Below are 16,839 nucleotides of genomic sequence, written 5' to 3'. Positions count from 1 at the left end.
ACTTAGGCGCTTTGTGAGTTGCTTAGTTTTTTTATGCCTCTTGAGGCCCCCATGAAATGTCAAATTGTAGGAAGAGAATAGAATTGAATCAGGTGATTTTAGATGCAGTTATGCTTTTAGTGAGCTTTGCTGTGGCTGGGTATACGTTAGTGTTAATTGAGAAAATGACACAGAAGAATAGTGCTTTCTGGTATGTGAAGATGGTGCTGCTTATTTGTGTGGTTTCTCTGCCTATTGTCTTTATCGAAATTTTTAACGGCAACTTTTATACAACACTATTAGCTGGTGCAGGTTCAGTGTATTTCTTATTTAAAGGAGAGTCATTAGGAAGAAAACTTGAGGATAAAAAAGACATTTAAGTTAATAAATGATGGCTTAAAAACCTGACGATCAACTTTAAAAATCCCATTCTTCATGTTTAATGTCTTTTGAAAGACGTAAAAATGGAGAGCGAATGCCCTCCATTTTCTTGCTACTATAGTCAGCTCAATCGCTATATTTAGCGTTTAATTAAACCTCTTCTTCCTCCACTATTTCGTTAGGAATAAATTTCTGAGCAGGATTAGAGCTATCACAGGCTTGCAGCGTGATCGCAATATCACTGGTTGCATCATTAGCCTCTAAGCATAGGTTGGTACCATCAACAGCATTTAATGCGGACTGAATAGTGCCATCTGGGTTGAGATCCCAGCTTTGATTATCGCCGTAATGGCATGAATAAACGATGACACTTTGTCCAGCGAATGCTTCACTTCTTGGGACATCTAGACAAATACCATTGACTCGAATGTCATTGTTATCACCCAGTACAAAGGTTTGATTGGCATTGGTTATATCGCAGTCGGTGGCAGCAATTTTGTTAGAATTACTGTATTCCGGCATCGTTTCGTCACTCACAAGAACGCATTGGTTTTTGTGACTGTTTGAGCTTAATTTAAGACTTGCATCGACTGCTCCTGAGGTATTTGCATGGATATCCCAAACATAGGCAATAGGGTATTCATCACACGACCTCATATGAAGTTCACCTGCATCACTGATGACAACGCATTCATTGGTATAGACATTCATCATACGGGTTTTTTCACCAGGCCATCTTTGAGATAGTTGCCAATGGGAATCAATGCCCGAGCCATTATTTCGTGCCACTATGCCGACATCAAACCTATGTTTTAGGTATCTATCTCCATTAGCTGCATTAAATAGTTGGTAATGATTGTAATTATCCGAGATATCGCCTTCATCATTCACGTCAAACTGTGGTACTAGCATATAACTTTCTAGTAGGTCGTTATCAATAACGCCTGTTTCATAGGTTAAGAATTGTGGCGCACGTCCAGCAAGTTCATAGGCGGGTCTTACCAGTTGATACATGGATAGATTTTTAAGTGATACCTTGATGGCATTAAGAAGTGTAATTACCTCATCATCCAGATCGTCTTCTAGGTTTCCTACCCAAGTATCGCAATAGCCTTCATTATAACGTTTTGCTGAGTCTATTTTGTTTCTACCTGCTATGACCGACTTGGAAAAGGTAGCAGTACCACCATAGTCTTTAGATGTTGTAGTGATTTTTGCACCACCCAGAATTAACGTTCCCCAAGGATCACGGCCTGAATGGCCTGCAATTCCCCAATCAACACTGTGTGAACAAGAACCAATTAAGCCTTTTCGGTAATCTGCGAGCTTAGAACTGTCGATATCAATAGCAACATCGAGATAATTAGAGTTACCTGAATCCAAGGTGATATCAAAGCCAAGGTCATCATATATTTGTGCGATTGGACTATAAGAAGTATTTTCTGACAGTAGGGCTTTGTAGCGTGAGTGACTGTCTCGACCTAGTTCACAGTCTGTTATATCGAAATTACTTTCTTGCAGATCTTCTGTGCTATAGCCAAAGTCCGAAAGGCTTTTTAGTAGATCATAATCCATAAGCGCATGATTTTTTGAGTCATTATGCTCGATATAGCTGGTGGCAGTGCTCGTCCATTGATAGTTTTTCTCTTTAGCGCAATAAGCGTTAAATTCTAGGTTATGAAGAAAGGCACTATTTTGTGCAGAAAGAAGATAGAGCAGAGTGTCGTTTTTAATGGTTTCATATATATCGGCATCTGCGTTTTCAATTTGATCTTCATGTAAAAAGTAAGACAGGGTACCTGCCAACTTAGCTGCGATTACATCATAGCTTTCATAAACATCAAAGTTAGCAACAGCATCGTGCTGCTCAATGATATCTTTCTGTATTTTTGATCTCACTGCATTTAAGGCAATGCTTGCTTCCTCTGCTAACAGGTAAGTTTCTAAGGTAGTTAATCGGCTATCAAAGGATTCAAGACAGGCGACTAAATCTGGATCTGCCGCAGCCGTTGTCTCGCCAGGGGTAATTTGTCTTAATATAATAGAAGCATAAGGGAAAACAGCAGATAGGGTTGATTGCCCCAATACTTCAACACCTGTAGTGATTGCCGTATTAGCACTTAAAATAGCGGCACTTTCAATGTTATAAGTGACGCCCCCATTAGATTCGACTCTATCAATATACGCACTACACTGATCACCAGTATCTGCATAAACGGATGAAGCCGAAGCTAACATACTCAAATATAATAATGTCTTTTTCATTCTCTCACCTTTATTGATGCTTTTAATTAATAATTATTTTTATATGTTTCTTAGGTTTTGAATTTTTATTTAATGTTTGTTTTTCCGATCTTTATTTAATAAAACACGTTGTTTGTTTTTTGTGTAGTTATTTTTAAAGCTTTTGTTGAATAATTTTTTAAAAAATATCTAATAAAAAATATATCTTTGAAATTAAAGGTTTTTTTTCGATTATTTTTATAATGATATTCATGTTTTAGATGTTAGTTTATATAACCAGTCGTTCGTTTTTTATAACATTGAAATAATTTTCTATAAATTTATAACTTAAGTTATAGTTTTTTAATTTGTTTATTAGTTCTTTTTTATTTTATTTCTTAACTTTTTAATATTAGTGTTTATTGTTAGCGCTCAATTATTATTGAGGGTTATTAATGCTTTTGTAAATTATATTCTGATGATATAACTTGGCTCGTTGGTTAGGAAATACAGCAAAAGGTTGGAAAGTTGAAAAGGGCTAGTAACAAGAGTGAAAAATGACATCGCAGAGTGACTTTTTTGATATGTCGGCTAGCTGCTATGCAAAATCTCGCTAGGTCTGACTTAATCGCAGGCTCCCTAGTCTTTAAGTTAAAAGGTTTACAATAGACTAACCTATCAACTCGTCGCTATTGTGCTGGTCACCTATCATGAATCGAGTTTTTTTACCTTAATGATGAATAAGGTGACACATTATTAGATTTCTCAACTGAAATAAGCGTTTTTAATAAGAAATTGATGACAGTATTAGACTTATCTCAATTGAGAATATAATGTGTCTGGTTTTAGCTTAGGGCATGTTGAATTGTTTCTTACGAATGATAATCGATTAAGGATTAATCTGCTCAAGAAGCTTATTAGTATCTTTGTTGTACTTTCCTTTAGCCAGCTTGCTTATTCTGAATCTGAGGCGTCATGTGAGCTTTTTTTTAACTCATCTCAAGTTTATAAACTTGACTCTTTAGATGAAAATCACAGAGTGAATCGTGCCGAAGGTAAAGTTATTCGAAAAATCAATTTTTATTTATTAGATGTCTTTGATGAGTCTAATGAAGATGAAAATAACCTAGTTTTTCGTTTTCTAAATAAAGTGCATGTAAACACAAAGAAATATGTCATTAAAGACCAATTGCTCTTTGAAGAAGGTCAAATAGCACAGGTTTCAACACTCGTTGAGTCTGAGCGTCTACTTCGTAAAAAGCATTATTTGACTGATGCCTTCATTTTACCAGAGAAAGTGTGTGGTGACTTAGTGGATATTGCCGTTATAACAAGGGACACATGGGCACTTGAGTTAGAAGCATCTTTTGGTGAATCTGGTGGGGATACGAATAAAAGTATTGGTTTTAAAAGTGGTAATTTGTTTGGTACTGGCAATTTATTGACTGTTGAACAAGTGACAGAAAATGGCCATAGTAAGTTAGTTACAAAAACGCAAAACCCTAGTTTATTTGGCTCTCGCTTCTCTTCTGCACTTGGGTATGCAGATACCTCGGACGGAGAAGAAAAGTTTATCACCCTTAATAGACATTTCTATTCTCTGGATTCCAAGTGGGGTTTTGAATCAAGGCTTTCTAGTACCAGCTTTATTGAAGACGAAAAGAACTTAAATGGTTTTTCGGGTGATTACCAAGAAAGAACAGGGGAGTCATATCTAATATATGGCTTTTCAAAAGGTTTAATAGATAATGTCGCAAGGCGTTATTACTTTGGATTAACTCAAGATAAGAATATTTTTAATGCTACTAGCTCTACAAAAGGGGATTTACCTGATTCTAGAGTTAGAAATTACGCTTGGATAGGTATAAAAAGTATAGAAAATAGGTATGAAAAATTTAGAAATATACATCAAATTCAAAGAACTGAGGACATTCAACTAGGGCAAGAGTTTGAATTGAATTTTGGATTAGGTCCAACAGAGCTAAACAATGATAAAGATTTTTTTCACTCTAATGCATCATTCGAAAATGCGATTAGTATTGGTAAGCATCACTTAACCAAAATTGGTGTGTCTTATAAAGGCAATTACTTAACAGATGAAAGCAAATCTGAAAATTTAGTTTTAGGTACAAAGCTAGATTACTATCATTATCTTAATCAAAATCAGCGTTGGTATGCAGGTTTAAAATTCGATAAAGGTATTGGTTTGACATCTGACCAAGAATTAACTTTTGAGGATGAAACTATCGTAAGAGGTTATCCTACTAATTATCAACAAGGTAATAGAAGAGTGTTAGCTTCACTTGAGCATCGACGTTTTTATAATACTCATCTTTTTAATATTGTAAGAGTCGGGCGGGTATTTTTTGCAGACGTGGCAAGAGCTTGGGATAATGAAAACGCTTCTGACTCTACTTTACTATCAGATATAGGTTTTGGCTTAAGGTTTAGTTCAAGTAAAGTAAGAGTAGGCAATGTTGCCCATTTAGATATCGCTATACCACTTTCAGATAAATCAAAGGTTGATAGTTATCAGTTCACTTTAAAAGCGTACCATGCGTTTTAACAGTATTAGTCTCATTAGAGCACTTCAATCATGTCCGTTTTTATTACTTGATTGAAAAGCTCATAATAAAAAGGCGAATCTTAAATAAAGATTCGCCTTTTTTGTCTTAAATTTTACTTTCTAGATATAGAGTGAAAATTTAAGCAGTCAGTGTTGCTTGTACTGCTGGCATTAGCTGGCTCTTACGAGACATCATGCCAGGTAGATACATTAAGTTAGCTTCTGATGTATAACCGTATGCCGCAGTGGCAAGTTCTGCTTCGGCATCAGAATAGATAACCAGGTGAGCATTTTTAGTTTTAGTATCCACAATCGCGAAGAAGATGAAGTCTAAACCTTGTTTCGCTTTTTCACCTTCCATTTCTGCAAGAAGGTCAGCCTTACGTTCTAGAAGCTGTTCTGGAAGTAGCGTTTCTGCGACACCAAAACCCACTTTTTTACCCTTGATTTCATAATGTTTGAAATCGCCTTTTAGCACGTCGTAAGTAGAAACGTCTGCTAGGTCTGATTTAGCTTCCATCATCTTTTGACCGAAGTCGTATAGATCTTCTATGCCTGCAATCTTAGCGAGCTTCTCAGCGTATGGTTTGTCGACAGGACAAGTCGTTGGTGATTCAAATACTAGGGTATCAGATAGGATGCCAGCTAGAAGGACACAGGCTGTTGTTGGACTCATTTCTTTACCCGTTTTCTCGAAACGGTCTGCAAGAATGGTTGCCGCGCTGCCCCAAGGACGAATATCAACAGATACTGGTGTGTTAAATGTGATTGGCTGATCTTGGATTGCGTGGTGGTCGATAATGGCAACGATGTCACTGTTATCAACGTCTTTATGTAATTGCGTTTTTTGGTTGAAATCAACTAGACCGACTTTTTGGCCTTCAACTTTAGAGATGAGTTTAGGAACTTCAACGCCACAGTATTCAACAACAAAAGCGGTTTCTTTGTTTAACTCGCCGGCGCGGCGTGCTTCGCCACCAAATAATTCAGCTGCACCAATTGCAGATCCAATGGTATCACTGTCAGGGCTAAGGTGGCCTAACCATACTAGATTGTCTGTGTCGTTGTTTTCTGGTGATTCTAAGTCAAAAAAAGCCATCTCTTACCCTATGTACTGCCCTAAAACGGGAATGTTTAAAAATTTGGGCAATTATAAGCAAAAAACAGACTTTTGGTTAGACAAATTTTGCTTTGTTCGTTTGGCATTATGACGACTTGAGTGCGATTTGATTGCGACTTTAGTCTTGTGTTTTCTGCTTTGCTTTCTGTTATTGACTCACATTCTTCTTAATTAAGGTCCATTTATAGCAATTAATAATAGTTGTTGTTTGTTCTGTATTTTTACTATATTTGTAGTTTTTTTATCTTAAAGTTATTTATTTGTTGGTTTTTATATCTATTTTTAATCTAAATATAAGTGACTTATTCTTTTTAAAAATATCTATACTGATATTAGAAATTTACTCCTGCTCTGAGCAAGTCGCTGTGACTAAGCGCTTCTTAGATAGGTTCTTGTAGCAAATAAAAATAAGTCGTTAGGAGAATAAGTATGTTAATCGGTGTTCCTAAAGAGATTAAAAACCATGAGTATCGTGTTGGTATGGTGCCCGCGAGTGCCCGTGAGCTTATCAGCCACGGCCATCAGGTAATGATTGAAACCAATGCAGGTAGCGGTATTGGTTTTAGCGATGACGATTACCTCGCGGTAGGTGCGACGATTAAAACAACAGCAGAAGAGATATTTGCTGAAGCAGACATGATAGTGAAGGTAAAAGAACCGCTAGCAGAAGAGCGAGCGAGACTTCGCCCAGATCAAATTTTGTTTACTTACCTTCACTTAGCGCCAGATTTGCCGCAAACAAAAGACCTGATTGCCAGCAAAGCGATTTGTATTGCTTATGAAACCGTCACCAGTGATAACGGCAGTTTACCCCTATTAGCGCCTATGTCTGAAGTGGCAGGCCGTATGTCTATTCAAGCGGGCGCACAATGCTTAGAAAAATCTAATAGCGGCCGTGGTATGTTACTCGGTGGCGTACCGGGTGTTTCTCCTGCAAAAGTTGTGATTATCGGCGGGGGGGTTGTGGGTTCTAACGCTGCCCAAATGGCAATTGGTATGGGCGCAAATGTGGTTATTCTTGATCGCTCAATTGATGTTTTACGTCGTCTTGATGCTCAATTTGGTGCGCGTCTTGAAACGGTTTACTCAAGCAAAGATGCCCTAGAAGAACATGTTTTATCTGCTGATCTCGTGATTGGTGGTGTTCTGATTCCGGGAGCCGCTGCCCCTAAACTTGTTACTGAAGATATGATCAAACGTATGAAGCCAGGTTCTGCTGTTGTTGATGTTGCAATTGACCAAGGCGGTTGTTTTGCGACATCTCATGCAACAACACACGCAGAGCCAACTTATATTGTTGATGATGTGGTTCATTATTGCGTAGCGAATATGCCAGGAGCTGTGCCAAGAACCTCTACTTTTGCCCTAAATAATGCCACGCTTCCTTATATTATCGCGTTAGCAAATAAAGGTTATAAAGCGGCCTTAGCAGATGATGCGCATTTGCTAAATGGTCTGAATGTACACAAGGGATTAGTGACGTGTCGCAGCGTCGCTGACAACCTAGGTTTTGAATATGTTGACCCTGAAGAAGCACTGGCCTTTTAATACTATTAAAATAATTTTTAGACAGTAATTTTGGTTATTTGTAATTTACCTGAACCTTCTGCATAGGCCTTAAAATTTATGTAAAGGTTCAGGTTTCTTTAAGTAGATACTCTAAATGAAACTTTCTCTTTAACTTTTCAAAATGCGTGTTTTTCAAGCGCTTATATCTTTGGAAAAGAAAGCGAAATTAAGAATACCTGAGAATTACTTTCTTTTTCCCCAAGTGTGGAAAATAATGCCCAATATTTTGTGAAGTTGCGATTAAGTCACCTTTTCTCAGTCTGCTCTTTAAAGGTATATGGGGAAAAGTGTCTAACAAGGTGTCGATTTGATGTAATCCAGGTACCTTTCGAGAAGAGATAGCACAGGTTGACCCTTTTTTAGAAAGGCCCGAAGGGCATGGTCTAAAAGACCTATCTTTACGCTGAGGACCTTATCAATAGAAGCACTATTAAGTTGCGTTTTCCTCATAAATCTAAGTGCTTTTATCCATATGCTGATTCAGTACAAATTATTCGCAGCTTCTTTAGGTTAAGCCGTAACCTAGAAATACCTCTTTTAGACTGCTCCCTTCTCATTGGTAAGAACAATGAGCATATTATGTAGACCTTTTCGATATATCCCATTTTTTAATTTTTTTACTTAGCACTACTTCTGATAAGAGGCTTTTTAATCTTAGCTTTTCTAGAAAAACTAAGATTAAAATGAGCTTTTTCTATTTTGTTAGCGCATTTTCTAATGATATCAAAAAGTTAGAGTGGTTATTTTAATTGCTAGTGAATATTTATTTTTAATTTCAATGTATATTGACTTAATTATCCAAATCCTAAAAAAGGAGGAATTAAACTTCTCGAAAAAGTTGTGAAGATAAGAGAATATAAATATCTTGAAGCGACTGGTAGTGATCAGGGGTTAAATAACATGAATGAAGAAAGCTCTTATAGAAAAGTTGGGAGGCCATCAACGAAAGGTAAAAAATATAATGATGCAAGACGAAATATTCTTAATTCAGCCAGAGAGTTGTTCGTTAACTTACCCTATTCAAAAGTTTCAATAGTTAAAGTGTCTAAGTTAGCTCGGGTAAATCCATCACTTGTTAGGTATTACTTTATTAATAAAGAAAATTTGTATCAACAAGTTCTAATCTCAATTTCGAATGAATTAAAACTTTACCTAATGGAGTCAAAATGGTTAGAAGCAAAAACTCCCGTTAGGCCAGTGCTAACCGCTTATATGAAATTATTCCAAAAAAAGCCTTCGGTGACAAAGTTAGTTTTTAGAGAAGTGTTATCTACTAATAGCTCTGAGAAAAAGAAAATAATGGATTACTTGTTTAAGCGGAATGCTGAATTGATTTTTAGTTTAATGGAACCCTTTTCTTTAGGGAGGGAAAAATTTAAATGCATTCATTTATTAACAAATTTTGCTTCAGGCATGATATTTACTTATGCAATTAAGGCTTCATTAGAAGAGTCTGATGAAAATAATTTTTTACCTATGAATTTTGAAAACATGCTCGAAGAAAGTATTGATCTTGCTGAATCTGCATATTTAAAACTTTTTTTATGACTTATGTTTTAAATTTTTTATTAAATTTAAATTCAATGTTAATTAAATAATAAACTAATGAGAGGGTATTTTATCATGCCAACAATGTCTGAATTGATATCAGCAAAGTCAAAACTTAAAAAACCGACATTCCAACGAATTGCACCGACTATTGTTCCAGACTCTGAGGAAGTAATTGCATTATTAGAAGCAGATGTGGCCAAAAAGAAAAAAGCAGTAATTTCTAAATTAGTTAAAACAAAGCATTTATCCCAAGGTTATCCTTTGATAAATCGTGAAGCTTATTCAGAGGCTCTAAGCTTATTGAAAGATAAAATTGCAAATCACGACGGAAGTATTTGTAAACGCTTTCTTACAATGTTTGGCCCTTATGTTGATATTGAAGCAGATCGAAAAATACTAGAGTTATTAACTAATCCTGATGCAATTAAAGATTACGTACCTGCAGATACTAGGAAAAGAATGGAAAAAGGTGGCGCGTTAACGTCACAGGATAAATTTTTGATTAATAATTCACGTTACAAGTTAAAAGTTTTGTTTATGCAATTTGAAAAAATGAAAGTGGCACAGGCTCAACTCGTAGAGCTGAGCAAGGATATCGCATCTGTATATGATGGCAAAATATCTAAACCACCTGGGGCATATAATGGGCTCAAAAGCTTCAGTGGTGCGCTTGATAAAATTACCTTGAGAGAAAGGTCGTCAGATTATGGGGATCTAAAAGATGTCGCTAGAATGTCTGTTGAGTTTGATACTCTTGATGCCATGACTGCTGCAGCAAATTATTTAGAAGGTAGCAAAGAGTTTCATGAGTTAAAAGGTTTTCAGAAGTCCTTAAAAGATAGATACAAGCCTAAGGGAAAAGATCCCCATCACTGTGGTGCTACAAAGGAAGGCTATCGTGATATAAAATTTTTCTTGAAAATGAGTAATGGGATTCTTGGGGAGTTGCAGCTTAATACAAAAAGTATGCTGGTAGCGAAAAGTAAAGCGCATCATATTTATGATTTAACACGTGCCGCTAAAGTGGATGCTAGTGGTAATGGTAAGATTAATTCAAAAGAACTTATTGAGCATGCAATTAAAGCTTTAAATGATGAGTGGTTTTCATTTGTCTCTTTAAGAATTTCAGGTGCTAGTTCACAGCTATTAGATATGAAGACAATGGTGAAGAGAATGAGAAGTGCTGGTAGTAGTTTTACTATTTCTGCGAAAGAGTTAGAGTCTTTGAAATTTGTCAGTTGTAAAATCTATGGTGAAATAGGACCTCCTTCTAGAATAGCGCCTTTGTTAGATAGGTTAACATGAGTCGACTTCGATGTTGGGGGCAGAATGTATGTTTCGGTGCGAGGATAGCCTAGTCTTTCAAGATTTTGAGTTCGCTGCCATTTTATTATGGTAGTGAGTTTTTTTGCCTTGAACCACCTTCTTTTCAATGGTTTCTTAGCTTAGCTTTTTATTCACTTGTTAAGCCTTTCTTCTGAACTTGTTTCTTTCTACTTGAGAAGCAAAACTTGACCCACCAAGTCTGCTCTAATATAACAAGATCTCCCATGGAATGAGGTTTACAAAATAATGGAAGATTTAAACTTTGTTGATAAGAGCGATTTTATGTTTCACCGTGTCTCTGGCAAGGTGACATTCAAAGACAATTACTTCGATATTTGTACTGAGTCAAATCCAGATTTTATTTGGGGTAATTACTATGCCTTCTTAACTCCCACTGCCATTAAAAAACATAATCAACGTTTAGAGAGTATAAGTTTGGCTAAACGTGGATTTTTTGCTTTTTCTTATAATACCGATCACAAAGACCTAAATCTCATTAATGAATATCAAGCTAAAGGCTTTAGTGTCGACATTGACGAAGGCATGATTCGTACTGAGTCTATGATAGAAATTAAAAATGAAAACCTATCACTTGGCATTGTGAGTACAGATGAAGAGTGGCAAGAGGTTATTCATAATCAATTAAAAAATTCAGGCTTAGCTAAAGAAGAAACCGGTTTTTTAGAGAAACGTTTTGTTGATTACCGAAAAATGCTAGACAAAGGGCAAGGGCATTGGTTCTTTGCTAAAAAAGACGGTCAAATTCTTGGTGATTTAGGCATTTTCTTCGATGGGGATAATGCGCGTTTTCAACAAGTCGGCACAGTTAAAGAAGCAAGAAATCAAGGGGTATGTCAGAGCTTAGTTTGTTTTGCAGGTAACTATTGCCTGAATAAACTTCGCATGAAAAGCCTGGTAATTGTGGCGGATGAGGGCTCACAAGCCCAGTATATTTATCAAAAACTAGGTTTTAAAACAGTGCTTTATACTCACTCTTTTTTGAAAAATAAATGAGGATTTAACCTATGAGACTGGTTGTTATTTTTAATGATAAACCCGGCATGATGGAACATAGAACGTTGAATGAAAATGCTCATTTTAGTTACCTTGATCAGCATTGTAATGAGATTCTAATTGGCGGTGGTTTACGTAATGAACCCGGTGCAGCTTTTGTAGGTGGGCTATGGGTATTAGAAGTTGAGTCGTTTGAACGAGCGGAAGTACTAGTTCAAAATGATCCTTATTATGTATCTAATTTAAGAAACTATGAAATTCTAGTTTGGGGAAAAGCTGGTAATCGGGAAGTTATATTATAAGGCCTGAGTTGGTTTTATAGTTAAGGAACCTGCGAATAAGTCCTCCCGCCTCAGCGTGTGGATAAAAGCCGCTAGATTTATGGCGAGGAGCGCAACTTAATAGTTATTCTATTGATAAGGTCCTCAACGTAAAGATAGCGCTTTTAGACCACGCCCTTCGGGTCTTTCAGAAAAAGTAACACCCTGTGTTGTCACTTCTCGAAAGGTACCTACATTACGTCAAAGTAACGCCTTGTGTGATACTTTTTCTGTAAAGACTGAGAAGAGGTGACTTAATCGCAGATTCCTTAACAATGTAAAGTGGCATTAAATGTCAGATAAATGACATTAGGAACGACTATGTTAATTACCATTGCTCGTTTTACCTATCCTTATGAAGCTCAAATAGCTTGGTCTAAGTTAGATGCTCTTGGTGTGCCTGCCTATATTGCTGACGAGCATACAATAAATATGCAATGGTTATATTCGAATGCATTAGGTGGCGTACGCTTGCAAGTAAGAGAAGAAGACGAGCAAGCTGCTCTTTTAGCCTTAGCAGAAGATCTTGAAACTGAGTTAATGCAACAAGAAGGTTTTGACACAGACCTTTGTCCTGTTTGTGATAGCCCAAATACCGAGTTTTATCAATTTGGTAAACGTTGGGCATTTTTAATTTTTTTAGGATTAGATTTTCCCTTATTTCCTGTCAAAGAGGGGATTCAGTGTCGTGATTGTGGTGCTAAAAGTAAAATAGATGGATCAAAATGAGATGACAGCTGTTCTACTATTTAATCAGGTTACAAACTCACTTTGGGGATGTACCATAATTTAGCGTCATCTAGTGGTGTATCTTTTTGGAAAAAGTTTTTTTCTAAACGAATAAATTTAGGTTCTGATAAGGTCGTTTTTTGAATGATGACATGATGGTATTTCAAAAAAATCCGGTCAAATGATCCATCAACAATTATTCTCTTTTGACCAACTTCAATTCTTAGACCAACTTCAATTCTTAGACCAACTTCAATTCTTAGACCAACTTCAATTCTTAGGGTAAGGACTTCAATTCTTAGACCAACTTCACTTCTTAGGGTAAGGACTTTAATCGAGAATAAAATAAGCTTGCTAAGGGAATCTCTACGTTTAGTGCACATTTTGATTTTAAGATGATTAACAATTCTATCCATTAATGAAAGAGGCTGGGCGGTGACATGTTGCAAAATAAATTGCTGAATAAGACATTAAAGGTATCAAAAGTGACTGGGTTAATACTTTGTGCTCAGTTCGCTGCGTCTTCTGTGTTTGCACAAACACCCATAAACTTGAAAGTCGATGTTTGGGCTGATAATTGGTTTGCTTTGTATGTGGGTGATGAACTTGTGAAAGAAGACTCTGTGTCTATCAGAACAGAGCGCTCTTTTAATGCGGAGTCTTTTAATCTGAGATTATCTTTGCCTGCTCAAATTAATTTTATCGTGAAGGACTTTAAAGAGAATGATACTGGTCTTGAATATATAGGTTCACGTAAGCAACAAATGGGTGATGGTGGCTTTATTGCGCAGTTTATCGATACCGCTAGTGGTAAACCCTTGTTAGTCACAAGTGAGGAGTGGCGTTGCCTTCCTATTCATATTGCGCCTCTTAATAAACAGTGTGCTAAATCTTCTACCCCTGAGATGAGTTGCAGTCACCAAATTATAGAAGAACCAGCTAATTGGAAATCTGCTTCATTTGATGATTCAAAATGGCCTAAAGCTGAGCGTTTTTCAAAGTGGACTGTTAGGCCTAAAGGAGGTTATGACAAGGTGGATTGGAGTTATGATGCGAATTTAATTTGGTCATCTGATTTAGAAGCTGATAATACTCTTTTATGTCGAGCGAGTTTAACGAATTAGCTTATGATTTTATTATGTGTTTACTGACTAAATTGCTTCTTTAAAGGCATTGGTGCTAACGTATCAGTGCTTTTTTATGGGCGATCAAATTAGGGGAATAGGGTGTCAAAGAGTAAAGCATTACACAAACAAATAGGGCGTTATATTCAAGGTAAAGATGGGAATAAACCTTATTTATTAGAGAAGGTTTTTAGTCAAGATGCAGTGCTTAAAATGTTGGTGCAATCAGATGCTATTTCTTTCCCTGCTGAGGTGGTAGGGGCTGATGAGATAATTAACACCCTTTCCAGTGAGTTTAATTTAGCTTATGAAAATATTTATACTTTGTGTTTTTTAGATACCGTCACCCAATCTAATACCTTAATTAATTGTCGCTGGTTGGTTGGGATGACCTCAAAAGATAGTGCAGAGGTGCGAGTGGGCTATGGTGATTATCATTGGACATTTGAATTAGATGATTCAATACAAGCTAAAAAGCTCACTATAGTCATTGAAGACATGTTAGTTCTGGATAAGGAATATCGATCTCAAATCCTGCCTTGGTTAGCGTCTTGTACTTATCCATGGGCAATCTCAAGTGATGTCTTGTCCAAAATGCCTGATATTGATGTATTGTCAGAAGTTGCGAAGCGTTTAGCTAAGATAATTTAGAAAGGTTTTCTATTGAGGTATTTATTTCGCTAAGCATCTCTTTAATTTTTGTTTCATCCCTATTTTCTTCTTCAACTGTTGCAAATGAGTTTGGTGAGAGAAGATGTAATACTTTTACATAAGCGTTAATTAGCTCTCGATTTTTATTGGAAAGCGCAATTAATTGTTGTTTAGATGTATCCAGCGCAACATAAGCCGTTAAGTATGAGTTGGTAATCTTTAACAGCTCATTATAGACAGAATCATTGTCTTTTATTGGTTTAGGGACCTTATCAAATTCAAGGTTCTTTACACAACGGATGAGATAATCAAACTCTTTAATATCAGCGCCATATCGATTTAAAAAACGAACATCAGCTCTTCGTTCAAGCAGGACAAGAGAGATAAATATGATACTTAGCGTTAAAATTAATAGTGTGATTTCATACAACATTTTCTAATCCAAATTTACACATACCAATAGAGTCTAAAGGTAAGCTTTATCCATACAGTTTAATTTAGATTACTCTAATGTAGTGTGTTTTATAAATCAATTATGAATGAATGGTTTTTTGCAAACCTAGAGAACTCTATTCGCTCTTTTCTTACAATTAAAAAGCAATTAAAAGCAACTTAAATGTCATAGAAGTCTTCAGTTATAGATTTTGCACAATCAACATTTATCCAAAATACTTTTCCCCCAAACCCTGTTTAAGCCTTGATTAGCGTTTTTTCCTTAAAAAAAGCAATTAAATACCTGTTACGAAATTGTGATAAGCATTTATTTTTTTATGTTAATTCTGACCAAATGGTAAATTTTCTTTTTTCTTGCACAATTGGTCAGGATTGACTCTTGATTTGAAACTGAATGTGGTTGCAAAATGATTGCCGCTTTTTGGATACAGTGAAAACCTAAGGGTTTTCTATCAGTGATGTTGTTACAAATTGGATTTGCTCCTAAAGCTAGAAAAACAGTTATAACAATTAATTTAAATACTCTTGGGAAACTTCTAATGCGTAAGAATCTTTTAGTTTTAGGTGCTGCTGCGGCAATTTCTGCACCTACTTTTGCTGCTGATTACACTGATGGTGATATCCATAAAAATGATTACTCTTGGTCTCAGTTCAACCTAATGTATGCTGATGGCGAGCTACCAGGTGAATCTGATCACGATTATGTTGAAATGGAATTCGGTGGCCGTTCAGGCATCGTTGATCTATATGGATACCTAGATATCTTCAATATTACTGCTGATGAAGATAGCGATAAGCAATCAAACGATAAAATGTTCTTGAAACTTGCACCACGTTTCTCTTTAGATGCAATGACAGGTAATGACTTGTCTTTTGGTCCAGTAAAAGAAATTTACATCTCTACCTTGTTTAACATCAGTGGTGGTGTTGATGCGGATGGTACAAGTGATGTAAATAACTACTTCGCAGGTATCGGTGCAGACGTTGAAGTGCCTTGGTTTGGCAAAGTAGGTGTTAACCTATACGCTTTGTATGATCAGTCTAATAGACAGATGAACGGTTATCAGTTTTCAACGAACTGGTTCAAACCATTCAAACAGTTTGATGACTCTTTTATCGCCTACCAAGGTTACCTAGATTATCAATTTGCTATGGACAACGATGTAACTTATGGTGATGCGACTTCTGGCGGTGCTATCTTTAACGGTATCTACTGGCATTCAGACCGTTATTCAGTGGGTTACGGCCTGAAAAGCTACAACCAAATTTACGGAGTTGAAAATGGTATTGACGGTGTGAAGTCTACAGGTAACTCTCACTATGTTGCTTTCACTTATAAAATCTAATTTCGTTTAGATTTCGCTTAATAAGTAAAGAGGTTACCCTTTTCTTCTTTACTTATTAAGTAGATGACAAGCCTTGTTGATTCTATCAGCAAGGCTTTTTGTATTTTATGCCTCCTTTCCTTTTTCTGAAGTGTTTCCTCCTGAAACTTGCTGCCTTAAAATGATTTTTTTGCTTTTGAGGTAGATAAATACCAGCAGAAAAATAAAACCTGAATAATAAATACAATATTTAAAAGCGAATTGGGCATTGGTACTGATATCTAGACTGATAAAAAATAGTTGTCCAACTATACCTATCCCAACTGCCATAGCAATGTGTTGTAAAGATTGCATGGACCCTGATGCTGTACCTGAATCCTTACTTTCAGTCATCGTCATAGATTGTTGGAATAGGGCAATGATTGCGCTTCCCATTCCGAAACCTGCGATAAAAAGAGGCATCATAATGTAGGCTAGGAAAACTGTGATTAAGTCACCTCTTCTCAGT

Annotated in this window: 16 protein-coding genes; 11 read left to right on the top strand and 5 right to left on the bottom strand. The window is 36.3% G+C overall.

The annotated features are described in order from the left end of the window. Positions 1 to 83: 83 nt before the first annotated feature. Positions 84 to 359 carry a hypothetical protein gene (locus MED121_RS02785; protein ID WP_009832077.1) on the top strand — a complete coding sequence of 92 codons (276 nt, stop codon included), beginning with the start codon at positions 84 to 86 and terminating at the stop codon, positions 357 to 359. A 151-nt stretch (positions 360 to 510) separates the two neighbouring features. Here the strand turns inward: MED121_RS02785 and MED121_RS02780 are convergent, their stop codons facing one another. Next, entirely contained in the window at positions 511 to 2,625 is a 2,115-nt protein-coding gene (locus MED121_RS02780; RefSeq protein WP_009832076.1) for an RICIN domain-containing protein, read from the bottom strand. Positions 2,626 to 3,418: 793 nt separating this feature from the next. On the opposite strand from MED121_RS02780, the gene MED121_RS02775 reads away from it, so the two are divergent. Beyond that, positions 3,419 to 5,149 carry a hypothetical protein gene (locus tag MED121_RS02775; RefSeq protein WP_009832075.1) on the top strand — a complete coding sequence of 577 codons (1,731 nt, stop codon included), beginning with the start codon at positions 3,419 to 3,421 and terminating at the stop codon, positions 5,147 to 5,149. A gap of 139 nt (positions 5,150 to 5,288) precedes the next feature. Here the strand turns inward: MED121_RS02775 and MED121_RS02770 are convergent, their stop codons facing one another. Continuing rightward, on the bottom strand, positions 5,289 to 6,248 hold the full coding sequence (locus MED121_RS02770) for a manganese-dependent inorganic pyrophosphatase (RefSeq protein WP_009832074.1): 960 nt from the start codon (positions 6,246 to 6,248) through the stop codon (positions 5,289 to 5,291). Between the two features lie 450 nt (positions 6,249 to 6,698). Here MED121_RS02770 and ald point away from each other — a divergent pair, with 450 nt between their 5' ends. The 6 genes from ald to MED121_RS02740 all read left to right on the top strand — a co-directional run bounded on the left by ald (position 6,699) and on the right by MED121_RS02740 (position 12,778). Continuing rightward, positions 6,699 to 7,817 (top strand): alanine dehydrogenase, encoded by a 1,119-nt coding sequence (gene ald, locus MED121_RS02765; RefSeq protein WP_009832073.1) that lies wholly within the window; start codon positions 6,699 to 6,701, stop codon positions 7,815 to 7,817. Between the two features lie 861 nt (positions 7,818 to 8,678). Then, a complete protein-coding gene (locus MED121_RS23545; RefSeq protein ID WP_009832072.1) occupies positions 8,679 to 9,386 on the top strand; it encodes a TetR/AcrR family transcriptional regulator in 708 nt (235 codons plus the stop codon). Between the two features lie 75 nt (positions 9,387 to 9,461). Further along, complete coding sequence (locus MED121_RS02755; protein ID WP_009832071.1) at positions 9,462 to 10,694, top strand: hypothetical protein; 1,233 nt, start codon at positions 9,462 to 9,464, stop codon at positions 10,692 to 10,694. A 267-nt stretch (positions 10,695 to 10,961) separates the two neighbouring features. After that, positions 10,962 to 11,729, top strand: coding sequence for a GNAT family N-acetyltransferase (locus MED121_RS02750; protein WP_009832070.1), 768 nt, complete (start codon positions 10,962 to 10,964; stop codon positions 11,727 to 11,729). A gap of 11 nt (positions 11,730 to 11,740) precedes the next feature. Next, positions 11,741 to 12,031 carry a YciI family protein gene (locus MED121_RS02745; protein ID WP_009832069.1) on the top strand — a complete coding sequence of 97 codons (291 nt, stop codon included), beginning with the start codon at positions 11,741 to 11,743 and terminating at the stop codon, positions 12,029 to 12,031. A gap of 339 nt (positions 12,032 to 12,370) precedes the next feature. Further along, a complete protein-coding gene (locus MED121_RS02740; protein ID WP_009832068.1) occupies positions 12,371 to 12,778 on the top strand; it encodes a DUF2007 domain-containing protein in 408 nt (135 codons plus the stop codon). Positions 12,779 to 12,807: 29 nt separating this feature from the next. Here MED121_RS02740 and MED121_RS02735 read toward each other — a convergent pair whose 3' ends face one another. Continuing rightward, positions 12,808 to 13,227 (bottom strand): hypothetical protein, encoded by a 420-nt coding sequence (locus MED121_RS02735; protein WP_131470968.1) that lies wholly within the window; start codon positions 13,225 to 13,227, stop codon positions 12,808 to 12,810. On the opposite strand from MED121_RS02735, the gene MED121_RS02730 reads away from it, so the two are divergent. Then, on the top strand, positions 13,219 to 13,902 hold the full coding sequence (locus tag MED121_RS02730) for a hypothetical protein (RefSeq protein WP_009832066.1): 684 nt from the start codon (positions 13,219 to 13,221) through the stop codon (positions 13,900 to 13,902). The genes MED121_RS02735 and MED121_RS02730 overlap by 9 nt on opposite strands. 102 nt (positions 13,903 to 14,004) lie before the next feature. Next, a complete protein-coding gene (locus tag MED121_RS02725) occupies positions 14,005 to 14,553 on the top strand; it encodes a hypothetical protein (protein WP_009832065.1) in 549 nt (182 codons plus the stop codon). Here MED121_RS02725 and MED121_RS02720 read toward each other — a convergent pair. Continuing rightward, positions 14,540 to 14,986: a hypothetical protein gene (locus tag MED121_RS02720; protein ID WP_009832064.1), complete on the bottom strand. Its 447-nt coding sequence runs from the start codon at positions 14,984 to 14,986 to the stop codon at positions 14,540 to 14,542. The two genes, MED121_RS02725 and MED121_RS02720, sit on opposite strands and share 14 nt — an antisense overlap. A 559-nt stretch (positions 14,987 to 15,545) precedes the next feature. Here MED121_RS02720 and MED121_RS02715 point away from each other — a divergent pair. Continuing rightward, positions 15,546 to 16,352, top strand: a complete 807-nt coding sequence (locus MED121_RS02715) for an outer membrane protein OmpK (RefSeq protein ID WP_036179195.1) — start codon at positions 15,546 to 15,548, stop codon at positions 16,350 to 16,352. Positions 16,353 to 16,457: 105 nt separating this feature from the next. On the opposite strand, the gene MED121_RS02710 is transcribed toward MED121_RS02715, so the two are convergent. After that, complete coding sequence (locus MED121_RS02710) at positions 16,458 to 16,766, bottom strand: hypothetical protein (protein ID WP_131470967.1); 309 nt, start codon at positions 16,764 to 16,766, stop codon at positions 16,458 to 16,460. Positions 16,767 to 16,839: the final 73 nt, after the last annotated feature.

The sequence above is a fragment of the Marinomonas sp. MED121 genome (genome assembly GCF_000153025.1).
Taxonomy (GTDB): domain Bacteria; phylum Pseudomonadota; class Gammaproteobacteria; order Pseudomonadales; family Marinomonadaceae; genus Marinomonas.
This window is presented reverse-complemented; position numbering and strand designations above follow the sequence as displayed.